General features: G+C 68.2%; 20 protein-coding genes. 12 read left to right on the top strand and 8 right to left on the bottom strand.

Annotation, left to right across the window (positions count from 1 at the left end; genetic code table 11):
* Positions 1 to 57 precede the first annotated feature (57 nt).
* Positions 58 to 1,296, top strand: a complete 1,239-nt coding sequence (locus ERC79_RS18365; protein WP_131579843.1) for an AI-2E family transporter — start codon at positions 58 to 60, stop codon at positions 1,294 to 1,296.
* A gap of 3 nt (positions 1,297 to 1,299) precedes the next feature.
* Here ERC79_RS18365 and ERC79_RS18360 read toward each other — a convergent pair whose 3' ends face one another.
* Positions 1,300 to 4,281 carry an SMC family ATPase gene (locus tag ERC79_RS18360; RefSeq protein WP_131579842.1) on the bottom strand — a complete coding sequence of 994 codons (2,982 nt, stop codon included), beginning with the start codon at positions 4,279 to 4,281 and terminating at the stop codon, positions 1,300 to 1,302.
* Positions 4,278 to 5,474, bottom strand: coding sequence for an exonuclease SbcCD subunit D (locus tag ERC79_RS18355; protein ID WP_131579841.1), 1,197 nt, complete (start codon positions 5,472 to 5,474; stop codon positions 4,278 to 4,280). The genes ERC79_RS18360 and ERC79_RS18355 overlap by 4 nt, the downstream gene beginning before the upstream one ends.
* A gap of 76 nt (positions 5,475 to 5,550) precedes the next feature.
* Between ERC79_RS18355 and ERC79_RS18350 the strand changes: the two genes are divergently transcribed.
* A complete protein-coding gene (locus ERC79_RS18350) occupies positions 5,551 to 6,714 on the top strand; it encodes a DNA recombination protein RmuC (protein WP_131579840.1) in 1,164 nt (387 codons plus the stop codon).
* 23 nt (positions 6,715 to 6,737) lie between these two features.
* Complete coding sequence (locus ERC79_RS18345; protein ID WP_207390363.1) at positions 6,738 to 7,529, top strand: DUF6542 domain-containing protein; 792 nt, start codon at positions 6,738 to 6,740, stop codon at positions 7,527 to 7,529.
* A 34-nt stretch (positions 7,530 to 7,563) separates the two neighbouring features.
* Here ERC79_RS18345 and ERC79_RS18340 read toward each other — a convergent pair whose 3' ends face one another.
* Positions 7,564 to 8,568, bottom strand: coding sequence for a 4-hydroxy-3-methylbut-2-enyl diphosphate reductase (locus ERC79_RS18340; RefSeq protein ID WP_131579839.1), 1,005 nt, complete (start codon positions 8,566 to 8,568; stop codon positions 7,564 to 7,566).
* Positions 8,569 to 8,688: 120 nt separating this feature from the next.
* Between ERC79_RS18340 and ERC79_RS18335 the strand changes: the two genes are divergently transcribed.
* Genes ERC79_RS18335 through ERC79_RS18325 form a run of 3 tightly spaced genes read left to right on the top strand, consistent with a single transcriptional unit; the run spans position 8,689 to position 10,759 of the window.
* Entirely contained in the window at positions 8,689 to 9,282 is a 594-nt protein-coding gene (locus ERC79_RS18335) for a lipid droplet-associated protein (RefSeq protein ID WP_131579838.1), read from the top strand.
* On the top strand, positions 9,279 to 10,535 hold the full coding sequence (gene xseA, locus ERC79_RS18330) for an exodeoxyribonuclease VII large subunit (protein WP_131579837.1): 1,257 nt from the start codon (positions 9,279 to 9,281) through the stop codon (positions 10,533 to 10,535). Before ERC79_RS18335 ends, xseA begins: the two co-directional genes overlap by 4 nt.
* Entirely contained in the window at positions 10,532 to 10,759 is a 228-nt protein-coding gene (locus tag ERC79_RS18325; protein WP_131579836.1) for an exodeoxyribonuclease VII small subunit, read from the top strand. The genes xseA and ERC79_RS18325 overlap by 4 nt, the downstream gene beginning before the upstream one ends.
* A gap of 3 nt (positions 10,760 to 10,762) precedes the next feature.
* On the opposite strand, the gene ERC79_RS18320 is transcribed toward ERC79_RS18325, so the two are convergent.
* Positions 10,763 to 11,326, bottom strand: a complete 564-nt coding sequence (locus tag ERC79_RS18320; protein ID WP_131579835.1) for a DUF4245 domain-containing protein — start codon at positions 11,324 to 11,326, stop codon at positions 10,763 to 10,765.
* A gap of 180 nt (positions 11,327 to 11,506) precedes the next feature.
* Here ERC79_RS18320 and glpX point away from each other — a divergent pair, with 180 nt between their 5' ends.
* From glpX to ERC79_RS18300, 4 genes are all read left to right on the top strand, one after another.
* Positions 11,507 to 12,547: a class II fructose-bisphosphatase gene (glpX, locus tag ERC79_RS18315; RefSeq protein WP_131579834.1), complete on the top strand. Its 1,041-nt coding sequence runs from the start codon at positions 11,507 to 11,509 to the stop codon at positions 12,545 to 12,547.
* An 87-nt stretch (positions 12,548 to 12,634) separates the two neighbouring features.
* Positions 12,635 to 14,044 carry a class II fumarate hydratase gene (locus ERC79_RS18310; protein WP_131579833.1) on the top strand — a complete coding sequence of 470 codons (1,410 nt, stop codon included), beginning with the start codon at positions 12,635 to 12,637 and terminating at the stop codon, positions 14,042 to 14,044.
* Between the two features lie 81 nt (positions 14,045 to 14,125).
* A complete protein-coding gene (locus ERC79_RS18305) occupies positions 14,126 to 14,521 on the top strand; it encodes a limonene-1,2-epoxide hydrolase family protein (protein WP_242676906.1) in 396 nt (131 codons plus the stop codon).
* 66 nt (positions 14,522 to 14,587) lie between these two features.
* Complete coding sequence (locus ERC79_RS18300) at positions 14,588 to 15,001, top strand: carboxymuconolactone decarboxylase family protein (protein WP_131579831.1); 414 nt, start codon at positions 14,588 to 14,590, stop codon at positions 14,999 to 15,001.
* Here ERC79_RS18300 and kstD read toward each other — a convergent pair.
* On the bottom strand, positions 14,988 to 16,688 hold the full coding sequence (gene kstD, locus ERC79_RS18295) for a 3-oxosteroid 1-dehydrogenase (protein WP_131579830.1): 1,701 nt from the start codon (positions 16,686 to 16,688) through the stop codon (positions 14,988 to 14,990). The genes ERC79_RS18300 and kstD overlap by 14 nt on opposite strands.
* Before the next feature lie 170 nt (positions 16,689 to 16,858).
* Between kstD and ERC79_RS23195 the strand changes: the two genes are divergently transcribed.
* Positions 16,859 to 17,017: a hypothetical protein gene (locus ERC79_RS23195; RefSeq protein WP_165497166.1), complete on the top strand. Its 159-nt coding sequence runs from the start codon at positions 16,859 to 16,861 to the stop codon at positions 17,015 to 17,017.
* Positions 16,999 to 17,388 (top strand): hypothetical protein, encoded by a 390-nt coding sequence (locus tag ERC79_RS18290; protein WP_131579829.1) that lies wholly within the window; start codon positions 16,999 to 17,001, stop codon positions 17,386 to 17,388. The genes ERC79_RS23195 and ERC79_RS18290 overlap by 19 nt, the downstream gene beginning before the upstream one ends.
* Before the next feature lie 108 nt (positions 17,389 to 17,496).
* On the opposite strand, the gene ERC79_RS18285 is transcribed toward ERC79_RS18290, so the two are convergent.
* The 3 genes from ERC79_RS18285 to ERC79_RS18275 form a co-directional block, all read right to left on the bottom strand.
* Positions 17,497 to 18,807 carry a PhoH family protein gene (locus tag ERC79_RS18285; RefSeq protein ID WP_131579828.1) on the bottom strand — a complete coding sequence of 437 codons (1,311 nt, stop codon included), beginning with the start codon at positions 18,805 to 18,807 and terminating at the stop codon, positions 17,497 to 17,499.
* A gap of 305 nt (positions 18,808 to 19,112) precedes the next feature.
* A complete protein-coding gene (gene glyA, locus ERC79_RS18280) occupies positions 19,113 to 20,423 on the bottom strand; it encodes a serine hydroxymethyltransferase (protein ID WP_131579827.1) in 1,311 nt (436 codons plus the stop codon).
* 66 nt (positions 20,424 to 20,489) lie between these two features.
* Positions 20,490 to 21,713 (bottom strand): DUF885 domain-containing protein, encoded by a 1,224-nt coding sequence (locus tag ERC79_RS18275; RefSeq protein WP_131579826.1) that lies wholly within the window; start codon positions 21,711 to 21,713, stop codon positions 20,490 to 20,492.
* Positions 21,714 to 21,760: the final 47 nt, after the last annotated feature.

Here is a 21,760-nt window from a genome sequence, read left to right as displayed (position 1 = left end):
GAGGTGCGTAGATTCGACGGGGACCGAGCCCCGATCACTGGAAAGGACCACCACCCTGTGAGGGACAACCAGACCACACCGGCGTCCACACGCCCCCGTTTTCGTGACCGGGGCGAGGTGATCGGAGCCGGCGGACTGTGGCTCGCGAAGTGGTCGCTGTGCTTGGCCGCGATCGCACTCGGTGCGCTGGTCCTGGGCTGGATCCTGGAGAAGCTGTGGGTCGTGGCACTGCCGGTGTTGCTCGCGGTGGTCGTCTCCACCGTGCTGTGGCCGCCGACCCGTGCGATGACGCGACGCGGGGTGCCCGCCGCGGGAGCCGCCGCCATCACCCTGCTGGTGTTCTTCGCCTTCATCGGCGGCGTCGTGGCGCTCGTCGTCCCGTCTGTCGTCGATCAGGCGCCCGAACTGGTGAGCAAGGCCACGCAGGGCGTGCAGCAGGTCCAGAAGTGGCTCGAGGGCCCGCCGATCAACCTGCAGGACGAGCAGATCGACAGCGCCGTCCACGCGATCACCTCCAAACTGCAGGAGAGCGGCACCGCGATCGCGTCAGGTGTGTTCAGCGGCGTCAGCACCGCTGGGTCGATGATCGTCACGCTCGGCCTCGTGCTGGTGCTCGCGTTCTTCTTCATCAAGGACGGCCCCCGGTTCATCCCGTGGCTGCACAGCGTCGGCGGTGGCCGCGCGGGACGGCACCTCGAGGAGGTCCTCAGCCGGATGTGGGACACCCTGGGCGGATTCATCCGTACCCAGGCCTTGGTCAGCCTCATAGACGCAGCCTTCATCGGCGCTGGACTGCTGATCCTCGGCGTCCCGCTCGCCCCTGTGCTGGCGATCCTCACATTCATCGGCGGCTTCATCCCGATCGTCGGCGCATTCGTCGCCGGAGCCCTCGCTGTACTCGTCGCACTGGTGGCAAACGGCCTCACCACCGCGCTGATCGTGCTCGCCATCATCCTTGCGGTCCAGCAGATCGAGGGCAACGTGCTGCAGCCGGTGCTGCAGAGCAAGAGCATGAAGCTGCACGCCGTCGTGGTGCTGCTGGCGGTCACCGCCGGTGGCTCGCTGTTCGGGATAGTCGGCGCGTTCCTCTCCGTCCCGATCGCAGCGGTCGGCGCGGTGTTGATCAGATACCTCGGGGAACAGATCCACGAACGACTCGTCCAGGACGGTGCCGATCCATCGGACGCCTTCGCGACGGAGGCGGCACCCGACACCGAGGTGCACACCGCCGAACTCATCCCCGACGATGCGGCGGACGCCGAGGCGATCGAACCGTCCGAGCCCGCGCAGCGTTAGGCACTAGCTCGCGATCATCTCCACAGTGGACCCGGCCCGGCCCCGCACGACGTGCAGCCGGCTCGGGATCCGCTGTCGCATCTCGTCCACGTGACTGACGATGCCCACCACCCGTCCGCCCTCACGCAGCTCGTCGAGCACACCCATCACCAGGTCGAGGGTGTCCGCGTCGAGCGTGCCGAACCCCTCGTCGATGAACATCGTGTCGAGGACGACACCGCCCGACTCGGCGGCCACCACGTCGGCGAGCCCCAACGCGAGCGACAGCGAAGCCAGAAACGACTCGCCGCCGGAGAGCGTCTTGGCCGATCGGACCACGCCCGTGTAGTCGTCACGGATATCGAGTCCGAGCCCACCGCGGCGTCCACGCGGACCGGCCTCGTCGGAATGCACGAACTCGTAGCGCCCCGCCGACATCCGACGCAATCGCGTCGATGCGGACACCGCGACCTCTTCCAGCCTGGACGCCAAGACATAAGAGCGCAGGGACATCTTGCGCGCATTCTGCCCACGGCCGGCGACGACATCGGCCAATCCGGCGAGCTCATCGTGTGCGGCCAGTACCGGGCCGAGAGTCGCGAAGGCGTCGTCCAGCTGTGAGACGAGCCGCTCGAGGTTGGCTCGGCGCGTATCCGCCTCCGCAACCGCCGCAGCGGCAACTTCGACGGCAGTCGCGGCCTCCCGCGCCGCGGCCTCGAGCCCGGCCGGATCGACCGGATCCAGATCGGCGACGGCGACGATATCGGGTTCGGCGAGCACCGCCCGCGCTCCCGCGAGGCGATCCCGCGCAGCGCCCAGCACCAACTCGATCTGCTCGAGCCGGGCCGCGGACCGGACCCCGCTGACAGCGTGGGAAACCGAATCGAAGCCCGCGTCCCGCGCCGCCCGGTCCGCCCGGCTCGCGAACTCGCGCGCAGCCGCCACGGCCGCGGCCGCGCCGTCACGCGCGTCGAGCAGTTCGGACGCGCCCCCCGCAAGCGCCTCCAGACGGTCCCGGCGGATCCGGACTCCGCCGTCGTCACCCGCTGCCGCCGCGAGCCGCTCACGCGTCTGCTGCAGACGCTCGGCCATCGCGCGCATCCGGGTGTCCAGTTCGACCCGCTCGGCCTCGGTGACACGCGACCTCTCGTCGAGTTCCACACCACGCGAACGCAGTTTCTCGACCGCCTGGGTCCGCTGCGGCACCGTCGCCGCCGCTGCCCGGGACTGTTCCACGGCACCGACCGCGGCGGCATGGGCCGCGACGAGCGCCTCCCGGTCGCCGTCGCCGCCGCGCTGAATCAGCGCGGCGACGACCCGCTCGAGCTGGGACAACCGTTCGTTCTCCGATTCGAGAGCGCCCGCGGCCTTCTGTTCGGCGAGCCTCGCGGCATCCTCGTCACCTTTCGTGACGGTCGACTCGCCGGCACTCGCCGGTGCTGGATGAATCTCGGATCCGCATACCGCACAGGGTGTTCCGTCGACCAGCCCCGAGGCGAGCTCCGCCGCCATTCCAGCGATCCGGCGCTCGCGCAGGTCGAGCAAACGATCGCGGGCATCCTGATGCCGACTCCTGGCTCCGGCAACCGAGACCAGAAGTTCGCCGAGTGATGTTCGGGCCGAATGCAGCTCACCCGCAGCGGCGGCGGAATCGGCCGCCCGCGCACATGCGTCCTCGAGTGCCGGCAGGGCAACGGCGGCTTGCTCGGCTGCCCGCAGTGCCTCCTCCGCCTGCTGAAGGGCCGGTGGCCATTGCGCTCTGGCGGAGGACAAGTCGTCGGCCAGAGCGGCCAATTCCGCACCCCGCCGGCGCATCCCGGCCAGCTCGCGGTCGAGCTGCTCGGCCTCGCGCGCCTCCGCGAGAAGTACGTCGAGCCGCGCCACCTCGGCAGTCCAATTCCGGACATGGGTGCGGATCGTCTCACGGTCCGCGTCGGTGGGCGGCCACGCGAGCTGGGCAACCAGCGCTGCGCCACCCTCGTCCGTCGCCAGACGCTCACCAAGTGCACGTGCCCTGTCCGAGGCGTCGGCGGCCGTTCGTGCCGCGGCGTCAGCGTCCGCCCCGACCCCCGCGACCGGCGCGGCACGACGAGCCCGGTCGGCCTCGGTCGCGATGATGTCCCGTTCTTCGGCACCCGATCGATGCTCAGCCAGCTCGGCCTCGGCGCGGGCGCGGCGAACCTGCAGATCCCGCACCCACCGCGCCTCCCCTGCAGCGGCTCGGGCGTGTTCCTCCGCGACGCGCATCCGCGCGAGCTCGGCCGCCGCCAGTTCCCGGGTCTCGACGGCCTGCTCGAGGAGCCGGCGCGCCCATACGGAGGGATCGGCCTCGGCGCCCACCTCGATCCCGGCGGCGGTCGACACCCGAGCTGACAGGAGATCGACCTGCTTGCGCTGATCCTCGACCCGCGCGGCGCTTGCGCGCCGGCGGTCGAGGAACCACTCCTCGACCGTCCCGAACCGCGTCGTATCGAAGAGTTGCTCGAGCAGCTTGCCTCGGTCCTCGTTGTCGGCCCGCAGGAACTTGGCGAACTCACCCTGCGGCAACAGCACCACCTGGAAGAACTGGTCGGCGTTCATCCCCAGCAGCCGCTCGACCTCGCGCGCGATATCGGGGATTCGCGAGAGATTCTCACCAGCACCGTCGAGCCACTCCAGGTTCGCCTTCGCGTTCTCGGTCTTGACTCCGGTACCACGCATCTTGGGCCGCTCGTACTCGGGACTCCGGCTGATCCGCAAACGCCGACCGCCGATGGTCGCCTCGAGTACCACCTTCGGCACCGAACCCGCCGGGGCGTGATCGGAGAGCAGTCGCTTGCCCTCCTTTCGCGCCCCAGGCACGGTGCCGTACAGCGCGAAGGCCACCGAATCGAGCACCGTCGTCTTGCCCGCGCCGGTCTGACCGTGTAACAGGAACAAACCATCCGCGCCCAGCTGGTCGAAGTCGACGGTCACGGTGTCCGCGAACGGCCCGAATGAGGTGACCTCGAGCGTGTGCAGCCTCACGCCGATACCTCTACGGTGTCGAATACGCCACCCTCGACCACCTCGGCCTCATCGATCCCGACGGCGCGGCGCAGCGCCTGTTCGAGCAGCCGCAACTCCCCCACTGTCGGCTCGCTGCGCATGTCCGTCAGAAAACTCTGCGCCACTTGAAGATCCGTGCGACCACGGACCCGCTCCCGGTATCCGAGCCCCGGACTGCCCTCCGGGCGTTGCCATTCCATGTGCACCGCGTACCGGAACCGCTCCTGCAGCGCCCGCATCGCGTCGATCGGCCGGAGCGGGTCCGTGAGCGTGACGGAGACATAGTGGTCCTCCGCCGACGCGAAGGCCTCGTCGTGCAGCAACTGTTCGAGGGTGCCGCTCAGCTGGCTCAGCCCGCGGACTACGGGCAGCTCGATCCGGTCGACGGACGTCACTCCGTCGGCGTCGAGGTCCACCAGCCACATCGCCTTGCGATGTGAACGCTCACCGAACGAGTACGGCAGCGGCGATCCGCTGTAGCGGATGTGCTCGGCCAGAATCTGCGGCGAGTGCAGATGCCCCAACGCGACGTAGTCGACGCCGTCGAACGCCGACGCCGACACGGTCTCGACTCCGCCCACCGAGATGGACCGCTCCGAACCGGTCGCCTCGCCGCCGACCACGAAGGCATGGGCCAGCAGGACCGCCCGCATCCTGGGAACGTCGGCGCGACGCTCGCCGAGATCGGCGCGGATCCGGGCCATCGCGACGTCGAGGATGTCGGCGTGCGAGCGGGCATGCGGCGCGCCCAGTTCGGCACGTGTGATCTCCGGCTCGAGGTAGGGGATTCCGTAGAACGCAACCGGGCCGTGTTCATCCTCGAGAAGCACCGGAACGTCCAACATCCCGACGCGAGTCAGCAGGTGAAGACCGCCGGCGGCGGCGAAGGCCGCACCCGCACCCAGACGCACCGGCGAATCGTGATTGCCCGAGGTGGCCACGATCACCGCGCCCGCTGCCCGGATCGCCTCGAAGCCCCTGTTGCACACCGACACCGCGTCCGCACTGGGAATGGAACGGTCGTACACGTCCCCCGGAACCACAACCACATCCACCTGCTGCTCGGTAACCGTCTCCGCGATCGCCGCGAGCGCCCGCTCCTGATCGGCGAGCAGGTCGACGCCGTGGAAGGTGCGACCGATGTGCCAGTCGGACGTGTGGAGGATCCTCATGCTGCTCGACGGTAGAGCACGCCGCCGACAGAGCTCCGAAGGACACATGTCGGTGCCGTGAGGCATCGTCTCGGCCATGAACGCGTTCACCGCCGTCGGACTGCTCACCGCATTGGTTCTCGGCCTCGTCGTCGGCTGGCTGCTGCACGCCGCCCGCAGCGGCGACCGCGCGGCCCGCGCCGAGGCCCAGTTGTCGGCACTCCGGGAGAACGAACAGCTGCTGCGTCAGTCGCTCAGCGCCGTCAGCGAGGACTCGGCGCGGCGACACTCCGGCGCGATCGGCGACCAGGTCTCTCGGCTGGTGGGTCCGCTGCAGGACGCGGTCGGCGCCCTCGCTCAACAGGTCGATCAGGTGGAGCGCAACCGGATCCATGCGTACGCGGGCCTCACCCAACAGGTCGAGGGCATGTATCGCACCTCACAGTTGCTCTCCGACCAGACCGGACAGCTGGTGACGGCGCTGCGGGCACCCCATGTCCGCGGCCGGTGGGGCGAGATACAGCTCGAGCGGGTCGTCGAGCTGGCCGGCATGGTCAAGCACTGCGACTTCGACACCCAGGTCAGTAAGGCGGGCGTCCGCCCAGACCTCGTCGTCTACCTCGCGGGCGGCAAGCAGATCGTGGTGGACGCGAAGGTGCCACTGGCCGCATATCTCGATGCCACCCAGTCCGAGGAGCCTGCCGTCCGTGCCGAACAGCTGACGCGCCATGCGCGCCACCTGCGGACCCACGTCGACCAGTTGGCAGACAAGGCCTATTGGGAATCCTTCGATCCGACACCCGAATTCGTCGTACTGTTCGTGCCCGGCGATCCCTTCCTCGATGCCGCGCTGACCACGGACGCCGGGCTGCTCGAGTACGCGTTCTCCCGAAACATCGTGCTCGCAACACCCACGACGCTGATCGCACTGCTGCGCACCATCGCCCACACGTGGCGCCAGGAGACGCTCTCGCAGGACGCCGCCCGGATCCACCAGCTCGGACGCGAGCTCTACAGCCGTCTGGGCACGGTGGGAGCTCACCTCGACAAGTTGGGCTCGCAACTCGGGAAGGCCGTCGATTCCTTCAACCTCACCGTGGCGTCGATGGAAACACGGGTAGCGGTCACCGCACGCAAGCTCAACGACCTGGAAGTATTCGGCGGCGACGTACCCGAAGTCCAGCAGGTCGACTCGTGGCCTCGCCGGACGAATCTCGGCGATTTCTCGGACTCCAACGGTCACGCCAACGAAGCAAGCTGACCGCCAGCGACTAGTGTCGAAGTGTGTCCGCAACCCAACGTGCTCGCTCCGGGGTGCCGCTCGACCACCGATCGGCCCTCCCCACCGTCCCCGGCATCCCTGCCTGGGGTGCCGTCGCCGTCGCCGCTGGGTTGAGTTTCCTCGGCTTCGCATTCGACGCCGTATCGGGCGACGAGCTGACATCGACGTTCTCCACCCTGTACTTCCTCGGGTGTGTTCTGGCCGTGCTCGCCGTTCGCCAGCGCGGACTGTTCACCGCGATTGTCCAGCCACCGCTACTGCTCTTCGTTGCGGTACCGATCTGCCAGCAACTCCTCACCGACGGCGCCGGAACCGGGATCAAAGACCTGGCGCTCAACGTCGCGTTCCCGCTCGTGAACCGCTTCCCGCTGATGCTGGCGGCCACCGTCGTGGTGGCGCTCATCGGCGGCGCGCGGATATTCCTCGTCCAGCAGCGCAGTAGTGCGCCCGCCCGGGCGCGGACTCGGCGCCCCGCGGCCCGTTCCGCTCGCCCGACCTCCCGTCCCGCCCGCTCGGCGGATGACCCGCATCGCCGCGAGCCCGCCCGCTCGGCGGAAGGTGCTCCCACCGAGCGCGTGAGTGCAGCCGACAACGGCGTGCGTGGTTCCGGAGACCGGCGCGCGCACCGCGCCCAGGCACGAGATCCTCGGGTGACGCAAGGGGCGCCCCACGATCCGGCACCTGCACACGCCCCGTCATACAGCGGTTCCATGCGCGCCCGGCAGTCGGCCGAGATTCCCGCCCATCCGATCCCGCAGGTCCGCTATCGCGACCGCCGCGATCCGCCGTCCTGACGGGACCGACCGGAAAACTACCGCTTGCTGTCGTCTAGGTGCGAGCGGCCCGTAGTTCCCGCGGCAACGCGAACACGAGCGTCTCGTTGGCGGTGGTCACCGACTGGACATCGTCGAATCCGTGCTCGGCGAGCAGGTCGATGACACCGCGTACCAGGATCTCGGGAACCGAGGCGCCGGACGTGATGCCCACGGTGCGGACGCCATCAAGCCAGGCGAGGTCCACCTCGCGCGCATAGTCGACCAGGTACGAGGCCCGCGCTCCGGCGCCCAGGGCGACCTCGACGAGACGGACCGAGTTCGACGAGTTGCGCGAGCCCACCACGATCACCAAATCGCATTCCGGGGCCATCGCCTTCACCGCGACCTGACGGTTCTGCGTTGCGTAGCAGATGTCGTCGCTCGGCGGATCCTGCAGCTTCGGGAACTTGTCCCGCAACCGGGCGACCGTTGCCATCGTCTCGTCGACGCTCAGGGTGGTCTGCGACAACCAGATCACCTTGTTCTCGTCGCGCACCGTGACCGCGTCGACGGAATCCGGTCCGTCCACGATTTGCACGTGCTCGGGGGCCTCACCGGCAGTGCCCTCGACTTCCTCATGGCCGGCGTGGCCGATCAGCAGGATGTCGTAGTCGTCGCGGGCGAAACGCTTGGCTTCCTGATGCACCTTCGTCACCAGCGGGCAGGTCGCATCGATCGTGCGCAGATTCCGCTCGGCCGCCGAGGTGTGGACAGCGGGCGACACGCCGTGCGCGGAGAACACCAGCAGCGAGCCCTCGGGAACCTCGTCGGTCTCGTCGACGAAGATGACGCCACGATCGGTCAGCGTCTCGACGACGTGCCTGTTGTGGACAATCTCCTTGCGCACGTAAATCGGAGCGCCGTGCTTCTCCAGAGCCTTTTCTACCGTCTCGACGGCCCGGTCGACGCCCGCGCAGTAGCCGCGAGGCTCTGCCAGGAGAACGCGCTTGCCGTCACCAGCGGGAACCGCATCCGCGGAACGAGCGATACCCAAATTGAGTGGAACTGCCGAAGACATGGCTCCAGCCTACGGTGCCTTCCCCGCCGGAACAGAAGAGTGGGCACTCGCGCCGGCGCCGACCGAGATGTTCGGGCCCGTCAGCTACCAAATGCGGCAATGTTCAGGCAGGCTGTGAGAATGATTCGTCCCCCGTTCATGGCACGCGTCGCCGCCGGAGTGGCCATCGCGGCCTATGAAGAGGCATTGAAGCTGCCGACGACCGCCGTGACGCTGCCGATGACCGCGGTCAGCCAGGTGCTGCAGACCACAATGCGTGTGCAGCAGTCGATGACCGCGCTCGCGATCAAGGGCGATCAGGCGTTCTGCCTCTTCAACCGCACCGAGGAGGAGCCGGAGTGGGCGGTCTTCGACGAGGACCGGGTGGAGTTCGACGCCGACGGTGAGGTGGACGTCGAGGACTCCGATCGACCGGCCAGCCCGGGACGGTTCGCGCTGTATTCGATGACGCCGGAGGAGGGCGAGGACGCCGTGACACCCCCGTCGTCCGCCCCGACGCCGCCGTCCGTCCCCACGGACGTGGACACCTCTGTTCCGGAAATCGTCGAATACCTCGACTACGCGTCACTTACGCTGGCGCAGCTGCGCTCACGGCTCCGGTCGTTGTCGCTCGAGGACCTGACCGCGTTGCTCGAGTATGAGGAGCGCACTGCGGCCCGCCCGCCGTTCCAGACGATGCTCGCCAACCGCATCACCACCGCCAAAGCCAAGTGACCTCCGCGCGACCAGCTTCCACCGGCCCGTCTCCGAGCTCGGCCGAGCAACCCTGGCCGGTACGGACCATCGCCACCAAGGTCGCCCAGTGGATCGACCGCCTCGGCAGTGTGTGGGTCGAGGGCCAGATCACCCAGATCAACGCCCGGCCAGGTACCCGGACGGCCTTCCTCGTCCTGCGCGACCCGTCCGCCGACATGTCCTTGTCGGTGACCTGTTCGCCGCAGCTACTGCGCGACGCCCCGGTGCCGCTCACCGAAGGCAGCCGCGTCGTGATGTTCGGCAAGCTGTCGTTCTACACCGGCCGTGGCACCGTCTCACTGCGGGTGACGGAGATCCGCGCGGTCGGCATCGGCGAACTGCTCGCACGCATCGAGCGCCTGCGCGCGCTGCTCGCGGCGGAAGGGTTGTTCGATCCGCGGCTCAAGCGTCCGCTGCCGTTCCTGCCCGGCACGATCGGTCTAGTGACCGGCCGCGCCAGTGCCGCCGAGCGGGATGTCCTCAGCGTCGCGCAGCGCCGCTGGCCTGCGGTGCGGTTCGAGGTCCGCAACACCGCCGTGCAAGGTCCCACCGCGGTGCCCCAGATCATCGACGCGCTCGAGGAGCTGGACAACGATCCGCAGGTCGACGTGATCATCCTGGCCCGCGGCGGCGGCAGCGTCGAGGACCTGCTGCCGTTCTCCGACGAGGCACTGTGCCGCGCGATCGGCGCATGCACCACCCCTGTGGTGAGCGCGATCGGCCACGAGCCGGACAGCCCGCTCAGCGACCACGTCGCCGACCTGCGGGCCGCAACGCCCACCGACGCGGCCAAGCGCGTCGTGCCCGACGCCGTCGCCGAGCAGGCACTGGTGTCCGAACTGCGGGAGCGGAGCGCCGCAGCTTTGCGAAACTGGGTGCAGCGCGAGTCGCATCTGGTGGCGCAACTGCGCAGCCGCCCCGTTCTCGCCGACCCGGCACAGGGGTTGGAACGTCGTGCCGAGGAAGTGGAGCGCCTGCGCGATGCCGCTCGGCGGGACGTCACCCGTGCGATCGCGACCGAGTCGACCACCGTCGAGCACCTGCGAGCCCGACTGACGACGCTGGGGCCGGCGGCAACGCTGGCCCGCGGCTACGCGGTGGTTCAGCGAGTGCTCGGCGACGCCGAACCCGAGGTCCTTCGGTCGGTGGACGACGCGCCGCCCGGCACGCAAATCCGAGTCCGATTGGCCGACGGCGCAGTGCGCGCGGCCGTGATGGGAAAAGAGTCATGAGCAATACTGATGTCGCCGAGCTCGGATACGAGGCGGCGCGGGACGAACTGGTCGTCGTCGTGAAGACCCTCGAGCTGGGCGGCCTCGACCTGGACGAATCGCTGGCCCTGTGGGAACGCGGCGAGGCCCTCGCGAAGCGATGCGAGGAACACCTCGCGGGCGCGCGTCAGCGGGTCGAGAATGCTCTCGCCCACGCCGACGACGACGCCGCCGAGACCGACTGACGGTTAGGGCTGCATCGGCGCTACGCTGCCGATTGCGGTCGCGAGCTGCGCGAAGTCCTCGGCAGGCGCCGGTCCGGTGATGAGGACGCGTGCGTCACCGAAGTCGCTGACCCAGATCACCTCGGCGTCACCCTCCGCGAACACATCCCACGTATGGTCCCCGATCTGCTCGGTGCCGGTCTGGATTCGGGGTTCGCCGGCGACGAACGGCACCAACGCCTCCACCGAGGCATTGCTCTGCGTCAGCTGGATGTAGCGACCGGCCTCGGTGATGAAGCCGATATTGCTCGAGTCGCCGTCACCGGAGACAACACTGCGGCTACCGGAGTTGGAGGTCCAGCCCTCGGGGATCTCCGGCTTACGGATCGGGAAGCCGAGCTCCCGCGAGTCGTACTTGAACGCCGCATCGGCGTCGAAGCTGGGGATCGGCCCGGGAGTAGGGCCACCCGGGCTGAACGAGCACCTGCTCGCAATACCCGCGATCAGCAGACACATCACGACGAGCGGGATCAGTGACCACAGCATGTCGCGGTTGTTCTGCAGGATGCGGGGTTTCTTGTCGGCCACGGTGTCCAGTATTCCTGTTCAGCCGTCAGAGCGGCCCAGCAGCCCACACATAGTGTAGTTCTGAGAGAATCACCTCGAGATTCGCTACCGAATCGACGGCTCGACCGCACCCCGGTCGACCACCCCTTTGCGTCGGCCACCCCATCGCGCCGACCGTGACTGCAGCAGGAGGCACTGCCCATGACGGCCAGCACCCCATCGAGTCGCCGCGAGGCCCCCGATCGTAACCTCGCACTCGAATTGGTGCGCGTCACCGAGGCCGGCGCCATGGCCGCCGGTCGTTGGGTCGGACGCGGCGACAAGGAGGGTGGCGACGGCGCTGCCGTCGATGCGATGCGTGAACTCGTCAGCTCCGTCTCGATGCGCGGCGTCGTCGTGATCGGCGAGGGTGAGAAGGACGAAGCACCGATGCTCTACAACGGCGAAGAGGTCGGCAACGGCGACGGCCCGGAGTGCGACTTCGCGGTCGATCCGGTCGACGGCACAACCTTGATGTCGAAGGGCATGCCGAACGCGATCGCGGTGCTCGCGGTCGCCGAGCGCGGCGCGATGTTCGACCCGTCCGCGGTGTTCTACATGGAGAAGATCGCGGTCGGCCCCGAGGCCGCGGACGTGATCGACATCAGCGCTCCGATCTCCGAGAACGTCAAGCGCGTCGCCAAGGTGAAGAAGGCATCGGCGTCCGACGTCACGGTGTGCATCCTGGACCGTCCCCGCCATGCCGAGCTGATCCAGCAGGTCCGCGACACCGGTGCCCGCATCCGCCTGATCTCCGACGGTGACGTCGCCGGCGCAATCGCTGCGGCCCGCCCCGAGTCCGGCACCGACATGCTCGTGGGCATCGGCGGTACCCCGGAGGGCATCATCGCCGCGGCCGCCATGCGCTGCATGGGCGGCGCGCTGCAGGGGCGGCTGGCCCCGATGGACGACGACGAGCGCCAGCAGGCGATCGACGCGGGTCACGACCTGGACCGCGTGCTGCTCACCGAGGACCTGGTCTCCGGCGAGAACGTCTTCTTCTGCGCGACCGGTGTCACCGATGGCGACCTGCTGCGCGGCGTCCGCTACTACGGCGGCGGCGCATCGACCCAGTCGATCGTCATGCGCTCGAAGTCCGGCACGGTCCGCATGATCGACGCGTACCACCGTCTCGAGAAGCTCAGCGAGTACTCGGCGATCGACTTCCACGGCGTCGACGGCGCCATTCCGCCGACGTTCTAGCTAGGCAGCTGCGCTGCCCGTGCGTGGTTAGGGAGTCCCTGCACTCGTTAACCACGCACGGGCGCCGAAGGCGCCTATCTTTGAGCCATGACCGAGCAGAACGCAGACAAGTTCCGTATCGAGCACGACACGATGGGCGAGGTCCGCGTCCCGGTCGACGCGCTGTGGCGCGCGCAGACGCAACGGGCCGTGGAGAACTTTCCGATCTCCGGCCGCGGCCTCGAACGCACGCAGATCCGCGCAATGGGCCTGCTCAAGGCCGCGTGTGCACAGGTCAACAAGGACCTCGGCCTGCTGGCCCCGGAGAAGGCCGATGCGATCATCGCCGCCGCCGGGCAGATCGCCGAGGGCCGGCATGACGACCAGTTCCCGATCGACGTGTTCCAGACCGGATCGGGTACGAGCTCGAACATGAACGCCAATGAGGTGATCGCGAGCCTCGCCGCGAAGGCGGGCGTGACCGTGCACCCCAACGACGACGTCAATATGTCTCAGTCGTCGAACGACACATTTCCCACCGCCACCCACGTGGCCGCGACCGAGGCCGCCGTGAAGGATCTGGTGCCCGCTCTCGATCACCTGCGGCTCGCGCTACTCGACAGGGCCACCGAGTGGAGGACGGTGGTCAAGTCCGGCCGCACGCACCTGATGGACGCGGTCCCGGTTACCCTCGGTCAGGAGTTCGGGGGCTACGCACATCAGATCGAGGCAGGTATCGAGCGGGTCCTCGCGACGCTCCCCCGACTCGGTGAACTCCCGATCGGCGGCACCGCGGTCGGCACCGGACTCAACGCACCCGACGGCTTCGGCCCGCGGGTCGTCGCGGAACTCGTCCGCGCCACCGGACTCGACGCACTGACCCCGGCCCGCAACAGCTTCGAGGCGCAGGCGGCCCGTGACGGTCTGGTGGAGGCGTCGGGCGCACTCCGAACCGTTGCCGTGTCACTGACCAAGATCGCCAACGATATTCGGTGGATGGGCTCGGGTCCGCTTACCGGGCTCGGCGAGATCCGGCTGCCTGACCTGCAACCGGGCAGCTCGATAATGCCCGGCAAGGTCAATCCTGTTCTGCCCGAGGCTGTCACGCAGGTCGCGGCACAGGTGATCGGCAACGACGCCGCCGTTGCATGGGGCGGGGCCGCCGGCGCGTTCGAACTCAACGTCTACATCCCGGTGATTGCTCGCAACCTACTCGAGTCATTTCGCTTGCTGGCCAACGTCTCCCGGTTGTTCGCCGACCGCTGTGTCGCCGGGCTGGAGGCGAATGAGGAGCACCTGCGCACACTCGCGGAGTCGTCTCCGTCGATCGTGACCCCGCTCAATTCGGCGATCGGCTACGAGGAGGCCGCCGCGGTCGCGAAGCAGGCATTGAAGGAGAAGAAGACGATCCGGCAGACGGTGATCGACCGGGGGCTGATCGGCGCCGATCTCAGCGAGGCCGAACTCGACCGGCGCCTCGATGTGCTCGCAATGACGAAGGTGAAGCCCGCCGAATAGGTCGACGCCGACAGATTCGGAAATACCAATCAGGAGTGCGCCGTGAACACACCAGCAGATGCCGACCGCCGCGACGCCGCCGTGCAGGTGGTGGAGGACTTCTTCGCCGCGCTGACCGACCTGGACGTGCCACGAGCCGCCGAGTACCTGACCTCCGACATCGCTTGGCACAACACGACGTTGCCGACGCTGCGCGGGCTGCCGGTGGTGACACGCGCGCTGCGGTTCGCGAGTCGGCCGGCCTGCCGGTTCGAGGCGGTGATGCACCATATCGCCAGCGACGGCGACTCCGTGCTCACCGAACGTACCGACACACTCACCGTCGGGCCGTTCCGGTCGACTTTCTGGGTGTGCGGGACGTTCGAGCTTCGAGATGGCCGGATAGCGGTCTGGCGGGACCGCTTCAGCTGGGGCAACGTCGCCGTGGGCACCGTCACAGCGACCGCCGGCGCTCTCCTGCGGCGCTCCGGACGCTAGTAGGCTGACTTTCCCTGCGGTACCGGCGATACGTACCGCGAGAAGCCCCACAGGAAGCCGACGGCGATGACCGAGCAGCACGAGAACACCTCCCCCGCGTTTGTAGCCGGACTCGACGTCCGCACCGAGGTGATGGGCGCCGACTTCGTAGAGCGGGCCTTCGAACGCACCCGCGGCACCGACTCGGAGGACATCCAGGAGTTCATCACCGAGCACGTGTGGGGCTCGGTGTGGACCCGCCCCGGACTGGACCGCCGCAGCCGCAGCCTGATCAATCTCGGCATGCTGATCGCCCTGCGTGCCGAGAATGAACTGCGCGGACACGTGCGCGGAGCATTGCGAAACGGCCTGACCCGCACGGAGATCGTCGAGACCGTCATCCATGCGAGCGCCTACTGCGGCGCACCGGCCGGGCTGGCCGCGATGCGTGTCGTGCAGGAGGTACTCGAGACCGAACTGGGCCCACTCAGCGCGGACTGACCGCCTTCGCCTTGCCCGCAATGTCCAGCGCCGCGAGGTAGCCGAAGACCAGCGCCGGTCCGATAGTGGCGCCCGGGCCGGCGTACGTATGTCCCATCACCGGCGCACTGGTGTTACCCGCCGCGTACAGACCCTCGATCACCGAGCCGTCCGCGCGGAGCGCCCGGCCCGCGACATCTGTGACGATGCCACCCTTCGTGCCCAGGTCACCGGGCACCATCTGCGCGGCGTAGAACGGCGCCTTGGTGAGCTCGCCGAGGCTGGGATTGGGCTTGTTGGTGATGTCACCGTAGTAGTGGTCGTACTTGCTTTCCCCCCGATGGAAGTCCGCATCGACACCGGTGCGCGCGTACCCGTTGAATGTTCCGACGGTGGCGCTCAGCTTGTCGGCGGGGACGCCTATCTTCTCGGCGAGCGCCTCGATGGTGGACGCCTTGACGATCGCGCCGCTCTCGAGCCACTTGCGCGGAAGCGGGCTACGCGCCGTCACACCCGCGAACAGGTAGCGGTCGCGGTAGGTCTGATCGAAGATCAGCCAGCACGGAAGGTTCTCGCCCGGGCCCTCACCCTGCCCGAACTCCCCGCCGTACATCCGATGTGTCGCTTCGACATACGGCAGCGATTCGTTCATGAACCGCTCGCCGCGGTCGTTGACCATGATGCTGCGCGGCAGCGACCGCTCGGCGAGCGCGAACCACGGCCCTCGCGGCAGCGGGATCGACGGCGCCCACCACGCGTCGTCCATGAAATCGACTGCGGCACCCACCTTCAAGCCAGCGTTGATGCCGTCACCGGTGTTCGACGGGGCGCCGATGGTCCAGTCCGCACCGATCGGAGCCCGCTGGTACTTCTTGCGCATCTCGTCGTTGGCATCGAACCCGCCGCATGCCAGGACGACACCGTATTCGGCACGCAAAGTGGACTTCTCGCCACCGGATTCGACCACCACACCGGTGACCTTTCCGTCCTCGACCACCAGGTCGACGAGGCCGGTGTTCAGCCGCAGTGGGACACCCGCCTGGCGGACGCCGAGCAGCAGTTCGGCCATGAGGGCGCCGCCGAAGCCGATCAGCTTCTGGCGCCGCGCTTTCGCGACGAACGTGCGCATTCCGACGCGGAGCATGCGGACCGGCCCCCGCCAGTGCCGCAGACCGGTGCTGAGCCAGCGGTAATCCGATTGCTTCACAACGACGTTCAGCGGCGTCTTCCCGTACGGCGGATGGCGCGTGTCGAGGTCTCCGCCGAGCTTGCGGGCATCGAAGGGCTTCGGCTCGCAGGACCGCCCTGTCGACAGCCCACCCGGCGCCTCCGGGTAGTAGTCGGAGTAGTTCTTCACCCACTCCAGTTGCAGCGGCGAATTGTCGATGAGGAACTGCAACGCCTCCGGACCGCGGTCGATATAGGTATCGATCCGGGCAGGATCCACTCCAGGACCGACGATGGAGTGCAGGTAGGTGCGCGCAGACTCGAGGTCGTCAGCGGGCGCGTCCCGCTTCAGCACCGAGTTGCCGGGAATCCAGACCCCGCCGCCGGACCGGGACGTCGACCCGCCCCAGTACTCGGACTTCTCGACGATGACCGTCTCGAGCCCCTGCGCGGCGGCAGTGATCGCCGCAGCCATCCCGGCGCCGCCAGCGCCTACCACGATCACGTCGAACTGCTCGTCCCGATCCGCCTGCGCCGCCATATCCGCCCCTCGTTCACGTTCTCCGTCGGTGACCAAATTTAGAACACGTTTCACTATTGGTCAACGATTTGGCAGGGAAATACCGTTTGAACAGTCACTTTGTCCCTCAAAGCCCAAGGTTTCCCAGTGAACTGTTCTCTAGTTTTGACTCCCGGTGGCAGACTTCATCGATGGTCAGAACGTCGTGGACGCTTCCACTGCTCGCTGCCGGGGCACTGCTCGCTGCGGCGTGCGGCAATGGCGTGACCCCGATGGACACGATTCCTACCCAGACCGAGACCGAGACCGACGCCCCGCCCCGTGCGTGGATGTGTCGACGTCGAACCTGACGCTCGACGAAGCCACGCAGTCCGCCGAACTCGTCTACCGGCGAGACAACCTACAACCGGGAGGGTCCGTATCCGGCGACGAACTGCGGGCAATGGTGGAGGAGGCCTATCGAGCCGGACAGGGTCGCCGGGCGTGCGCGGGGATCGCAACGCTGGGTGTGTCCGAGGCCCGGGCGCTCTCGGTATCCGAGGGCGATCCGATGGCGTCGGCCGCCCAGGAGCGGGTCTTCGAGTCGGCGATCACGCATCTGTGCCCACAGCTTGCGGAAGCGCCGGCGCAACAGCTGCCGGTCTGCGAAGACAGCCAACCCGATCCGCCCGCCCGACCCGGCGAGCACTCCGGGTGTTATCAGCAGCTGCCCGGAGGCTGAGGTCCCACCGGTCGGTGGTCGGCCGCCGGGCTCCCATCCGAGAGCCCGACGGCCGACCTTGCCCGCGTGGTCCATAGAGCCACCGTGCCATTTCAGCTGTCGGCGGGGTCAGGCGCTGGGCCCGAACTCCTCCAGCATCTCGGTGACGAGCGCGGCAATCGGCGAACGCTCGCTGCGTGTGAGGGTGATGTGGGCGAAGAGCGGATGCCCCTTGAGCTTCTCGATCACGGCGGCAACGCCGTCGTGGCGCCCGACGCGCAGATTGTCGCGCTGGGCGACATCATGGGTGAGCACGACGCGGGAACCGCTGCCGAGCCGGGAGAGCACGGTGAGCAGGACATTGCGTTCGAGGGACTGCGCCTCGTCGACGATCACGAACGAGTCGTGCAACGACCGCCCGCGAATGTGCGTGAGCGGCAACACTTCCAGCATTCCGCGGCTGATCACCTCCTCCATCACCTCCGGGCTGGCGAGGCCGTCGAGGGTATCGAAGACGGCCTGTGCCCACGGCCCCATCTTCTCGCTCTCGCTACCGGGCAGGTAACCGAGATCCTGTCCGCCGACCGCGTACAGCGGGCGGAACACAACGACTTTACGGTGACTACGCCGCTCGAGAACCGCCTCGAGTCCCGCCGTCAGCGCCAGCGCCGACTTGCCGGTGCCGGCCTTTCCGCCGAGCGAAACGATCCCGACGCTCTCGTCGAGCAGCAGATCCAGCGCGACACGCTGCTCAGCCGACCGGCCGTGCAGACCGAATGCCTCCCGCTCCCCTCGCACCAGCCGCACGCGCTTGTCCGGGGTAACTCGGCCCAACGCACTCGACGTGCCGCCGAGTAGACGAATACCCGTGTGGCAAGGCAACTCACGTGCCTCGTCGATGTCGACCGCGCCCTCGGAGAAGAGCTGGTCGATGATGCCGGAAGGGACGTCGAGTTCGGCCATCCCGGTCCACCCGGAGGGCACCACATCGTGCGCGCGGAACTCGTCGGCCGGCAGGCCCACAGCACCGGCCTTGACCCGCAGCGGAATGTCCTTACTGACCAGCACCACATCCCTACCCTCGGCCGCGAGGTTCAGGGCACACGCGAGAATCCTGGAATCGTTGCTGTCCGTACGGAATCCGACCGGAAGCACCGACGGGTCGGTGTGGTTGAGTTCGACCTGCAGTGTGCCCTCCTCGGTGCCGATGGGCACCGGACGGTCGAGCCGACCGTACTCGAGACGGAGATCGTCGAGCATCCGCAGCGCTTCACGGGCAAACCATCCAAGCTCGTGATGGTGGCGCTTGTCCTCGAGTTCACTGATCACGACCAGCGGCAGGACCACGGCGTGTTCGGCGAACCGGCTGACGGCCCACGGGTCCGAGAGCAGAACCGAGGTGTCGAGGACGTAGGTGCGGACGGAGCTGATTTCGGTCACGTGAGGCTCCTCGTTGTCTGCGCGGCACCCGCGCAAACGCGTTCGCTGGACCGGTCCGAACCTGGTGTGTCAATCCACACGAGGGCCGGGCGCCGGCCCCCTCGCACTGAGTAGTTCAGTCACGATCAGGACCTCCCGTACAGTCAGCTTCCCCTGCTGGCTGTTACCCGGGACGCTACGCCCGACCGGCCCCGCGCGCAGTACATGCGCACGGCGTGTCGAGTGAACACCACTCCAACACCGCCCCCACAACCGAAACGGCCCGCACCCCCGTGAGGGCGCGGGCCGGTCAGGCGTCGAAACGATCAGGCCTTGGGCAGCAGGCCCCAGTCCTCGAGGCCGTCGTACAGCGGGAAGTCCTGGGCCAGCTTGGAGACGCGGGCACGCAGGGCCGGCACGTCCGCGTCGGCGCCGTTGGCGAGCGCGGTCGCGATGATGTCGGCGACCTCGGTGAACTCGGCGTCGCCGAAGCCGCGGGTGGCCAGGGCCGGGGTACCGATGCGCAGGCCCGACGGGTTCATCGGCGGACGCGGGTCGAACGGCACCGCGTTGCGGTTGACGGTGATGCCGATCTCGTGGAGCAGATCCTCACCCTGCTGGCCGTCGAGCTGCGAGTGACGCAGGTCGACCAGCACCAGGTGGACGTCGGTGCCACCGGTGAGGACCGAGATGCCGTTGCCGGCGACGTCGGCGCCACCGAGACGCTCGGCGAGGATCTTCGAACCGGCGAGGGTGCGCTCCTGGCGAGCCTTGAACACGTCGGTGCCGGCGATCTTCATGGCGACGGCCTTCGCGGCGATCGCGTGCATGAGCGGGCCGCCCTGCTGGCCGGGGAACACCGAGGAGTTGAGCTTCTTCGCCCATTCCTTCTTGGCCAGGATCATGCCCGAACGCGGGCCACCGAGGGTCTTGTGGACGGTGGTGGAGACGACGTCCGCGTGCGGGACCGGCGACGGGTGCAGACCCGCGGCGACCAGACCGGCGAAGTGCGCCATGTCGACCCACAGCTTGGCGCCGATCTCGTCGGCGATCGAACGGAACGCCGCGAAGTCGAGGTGACGGGGGTACGCGGACCAGCCGGCGATGAGGACCTGCGGCTTCTCCCGCATCGCGGTCTCGCGGACCTGGTCCATGTCGACGACGTGGGTGTCCTCACGGACGCCGTACGACGCGACCTCGTACAGCTTGCCCGAGAAGTTCAGCTTCATGCCGTGCGTGAGGTGACCGCCGTGGGCGAGGTCCATGCCCATCAGCTTCTCGCCCGGGTTCATCAGCGCCATCAGCACCGCGGCGTTGGCCTGCGCGCCGGCGTGCGGCTGCACGTTCGCGAATTCGGCGCCGAACACTGCGCAGGCGCGTTCCTTGGCGAGGTTCTCGACGACGTCGACGAACTCGCAGCCACCGTAGTAGCGGCGTCCCGGGTAGCCCTCGGCGTACTTGTTGGTGAGCACGCTGCCCTGGGCCTCGAGGACCGCGCGGGGAACGAAGTTCTCCGACGCGATCATCTCGAGGGTGTCACGCTGACGCGACAACTCACCCGCCATCGCGGTGGCGACCTCGGGGTCCAGTTCGGCGAGGGACGCGGTGTTCACGTCGGTGGCAGGCACAGCAGTCATCAGCGAATCTCCAGGCTGGATTGCGGAAGTATCGCCCCCAGTCTAAGGACGAGCCGGGCAAGGCCTCTAGGCGGCTCCGTCGGCGCTCGCCAGATCGTCCCGCAGTGCGCCTGGCGTGAGCGGCTCGTCCAGCAGCCGACGGAACCGCTCGGACCGTTCGGGACCGACCGGCGCCTGCGCCAGCCAGTCGCCCAGCAGGCGGTAGCCCTCGACATATGTGCTGATGTAGGCCCGCCACAGCGGCGACGACAGGAAGCGCAGGCTCTGCCGTGCCCGCTCGGGACTCGACAGCGCCCAGCGCTGCAGGAACGCTGCGACATCGTCGACGCTCGCGCCGCGGTCGTGCAGCAGGAGCGCCGCGTCCTGGCGAACCGACAGCAGCCCGGTCGACGCCGCCGACAGCTCCTCGGCCCGGTCGCCGTCGAACCGCAGGCCCAGGTCGGCGTAGATCTCCTGTGCCCACCTTCCCCAGCCGGTTGCCCCGACGACCGACTCCAGCGCCAGGTCCGCGAGACCTTCCGCCATGAGGCACTGCGGGGTGTTGACCACGAACAGCGTCTGCTCGAGCTGCCCGGCGCCGACGAGCCCCGCCTCCTTACGACAGTGCTCGGTGTGGTGGCCGGGATACGACTCGTGTGCGATCAACCGCGGCAGGCTCGACATGTGCTGGTCGAGATCGGAGTTGATCGCGACCGTGGACCGGTAGCCGCCCAGGTAGTAGTTGAACCCGGACCACGGCTTGTCGCCGACTACCTCGTAGTCGACCTGCTCGGTGTCCGGCAGCGTGTACTCGGCGCGGACGCGGTCGCGGAGCGCGCTGTTGAACGCCTCGACACAGTCCCGCAACCGATCCGGGGGGATCCGGTCGGCCGCACGGTGCGCCTCCATGCGTTCGGCGAGGGTGCCCGAACCGGGCAGCACGGCATCCATCCGGCGGTGCGCCGCCCGGTAGACATCCTCGTCTCCGGGTGCGATGCGGACGTCGAAGTACGCGGCCACCTCGTCGACGAAGCCGATGTCGTCTCCGGCGAACTTGCGTGCCGAGCACTCCAACGCCGTCAGGTGCGCGTCGAGGAACCTCGTCCGATCTTCCCTCAATCCCGCGGAAGGAAGTTCAGCTCGCAGCGCACGGGCATCGCTGACGAGTGCGCGCGGGTCCGGCCGGGGCTCGTTCTCGACCTCGCGGCGTAGTGCCGGATCGCCCGTGTACGCGTCGACGAATCCCTCTTCCAGGCGGTCGAAACGCAGACCCAGCAGGAGGTATTCACGTACCAACGTATCCGGCTCCATGCGCGCCGACATTAGCCGGTTTCGGACCGAGTCGGACCCGGCGGATC

Source organism: Rhodococcus sp. ABRD24 (assembly GCF_004328705.1).
Taxonomy (GTDB): domain Bacteria; phylum Actinomycetota; class Actinomycetes; order Mycobacteriales; family Mycobacteriaceae; genus Prescottella.
This window is presented reverse-complemented; position numbering and strand designations above follow the sequence as displayed.

Excerpts from the sequence above, each read along its gene's own strand:
- glyA (WP_131579827.1), bottom strand. The coding sequence starts at position 20,423 with ATGACTGCTGTGCCTGCCACCGACGTGAACACCGCGTCCCTCGCCGAA.
- glpX (WP_131579834.1), top strand. The coding sequence starts at position 11,507 with ATGACGGCCAGCACCCCATCGAGTCGCCGCGAGGCCCCCGATCGTAAC.
- ERC79_RS18350 (WP_131579840.1), top strand. The coding sequence starts at position 5,551 with ATGAACGCGTTCACCGCCGTCGGACTGCTCACCGCATTGGTTCTCGGC.
- ERC79_RS23195 (WP_165497166.1), top strand. The coding sequence starts at position 16,859 with ATGGTCAGAACGTCGTGGACGCTTCCACTGCTCGCTGCCGGGGCACTG.
- ERC79_RS18340 (WP_131579839.1), bottom strand. The coding sequence starts at position 8,568 with ATGTCTTCGGCAGTTCCACTCAATTTGGGTATCGCTCGTTCCGCGGAT.
- ERC79_RS18325 (WP_131579836.1), top strand. The coding sequence starts at position 10,532 with ATGAGCAATACTGATGTCGCCGAGCTCGGATACGAGGCGGCGCGGGAC.
- ERC79_RS18335 (WP_131579838.1), top strand. The coding sequence starts at position 8,689 with ATGATTCGTCCCCCGTTCATGGCACGCGTCGCCGCCGGAGTGGCCATC.
- ERC79_RS18275 (WP_131579826.1), bottom strand. The coding sequence starts at position 21,713 with ATGGAGCCGGATACGTTGGTACGTGAATACCTCCTGCTGGGTCTGCGT.
- ERC79_RS18355 (WP_131579841.1), bottom strand. The coding sequence starts at position 5,474 with ATGAGGATCCTCCACACGTCCGACTGGCACATCGGTCGCACCTTCCAC.
- kstD (WP_131579830.1), bottom strand. The coding sequence starts at position 16,688 with ATGGCGGCGCAGGCGGATCGGGACGAGCAGTTCGACGTGATCGTGGTA.
- ERC79_RS18300 (WP_131579831.1), top strand. The coding sequence starts at position 14,588 with ATGACCGAGCAGCACGAGAACACCTCCCCCGCGTTTGTAGCCGGACTC.
- ERC79_RS18310 (WP_131579833.1), top strand. The coding sequence starts at position 12,635 with ATGACCGAGCAGAACGCAGACAAGTTCCGTATCGAGCACGACACGATG.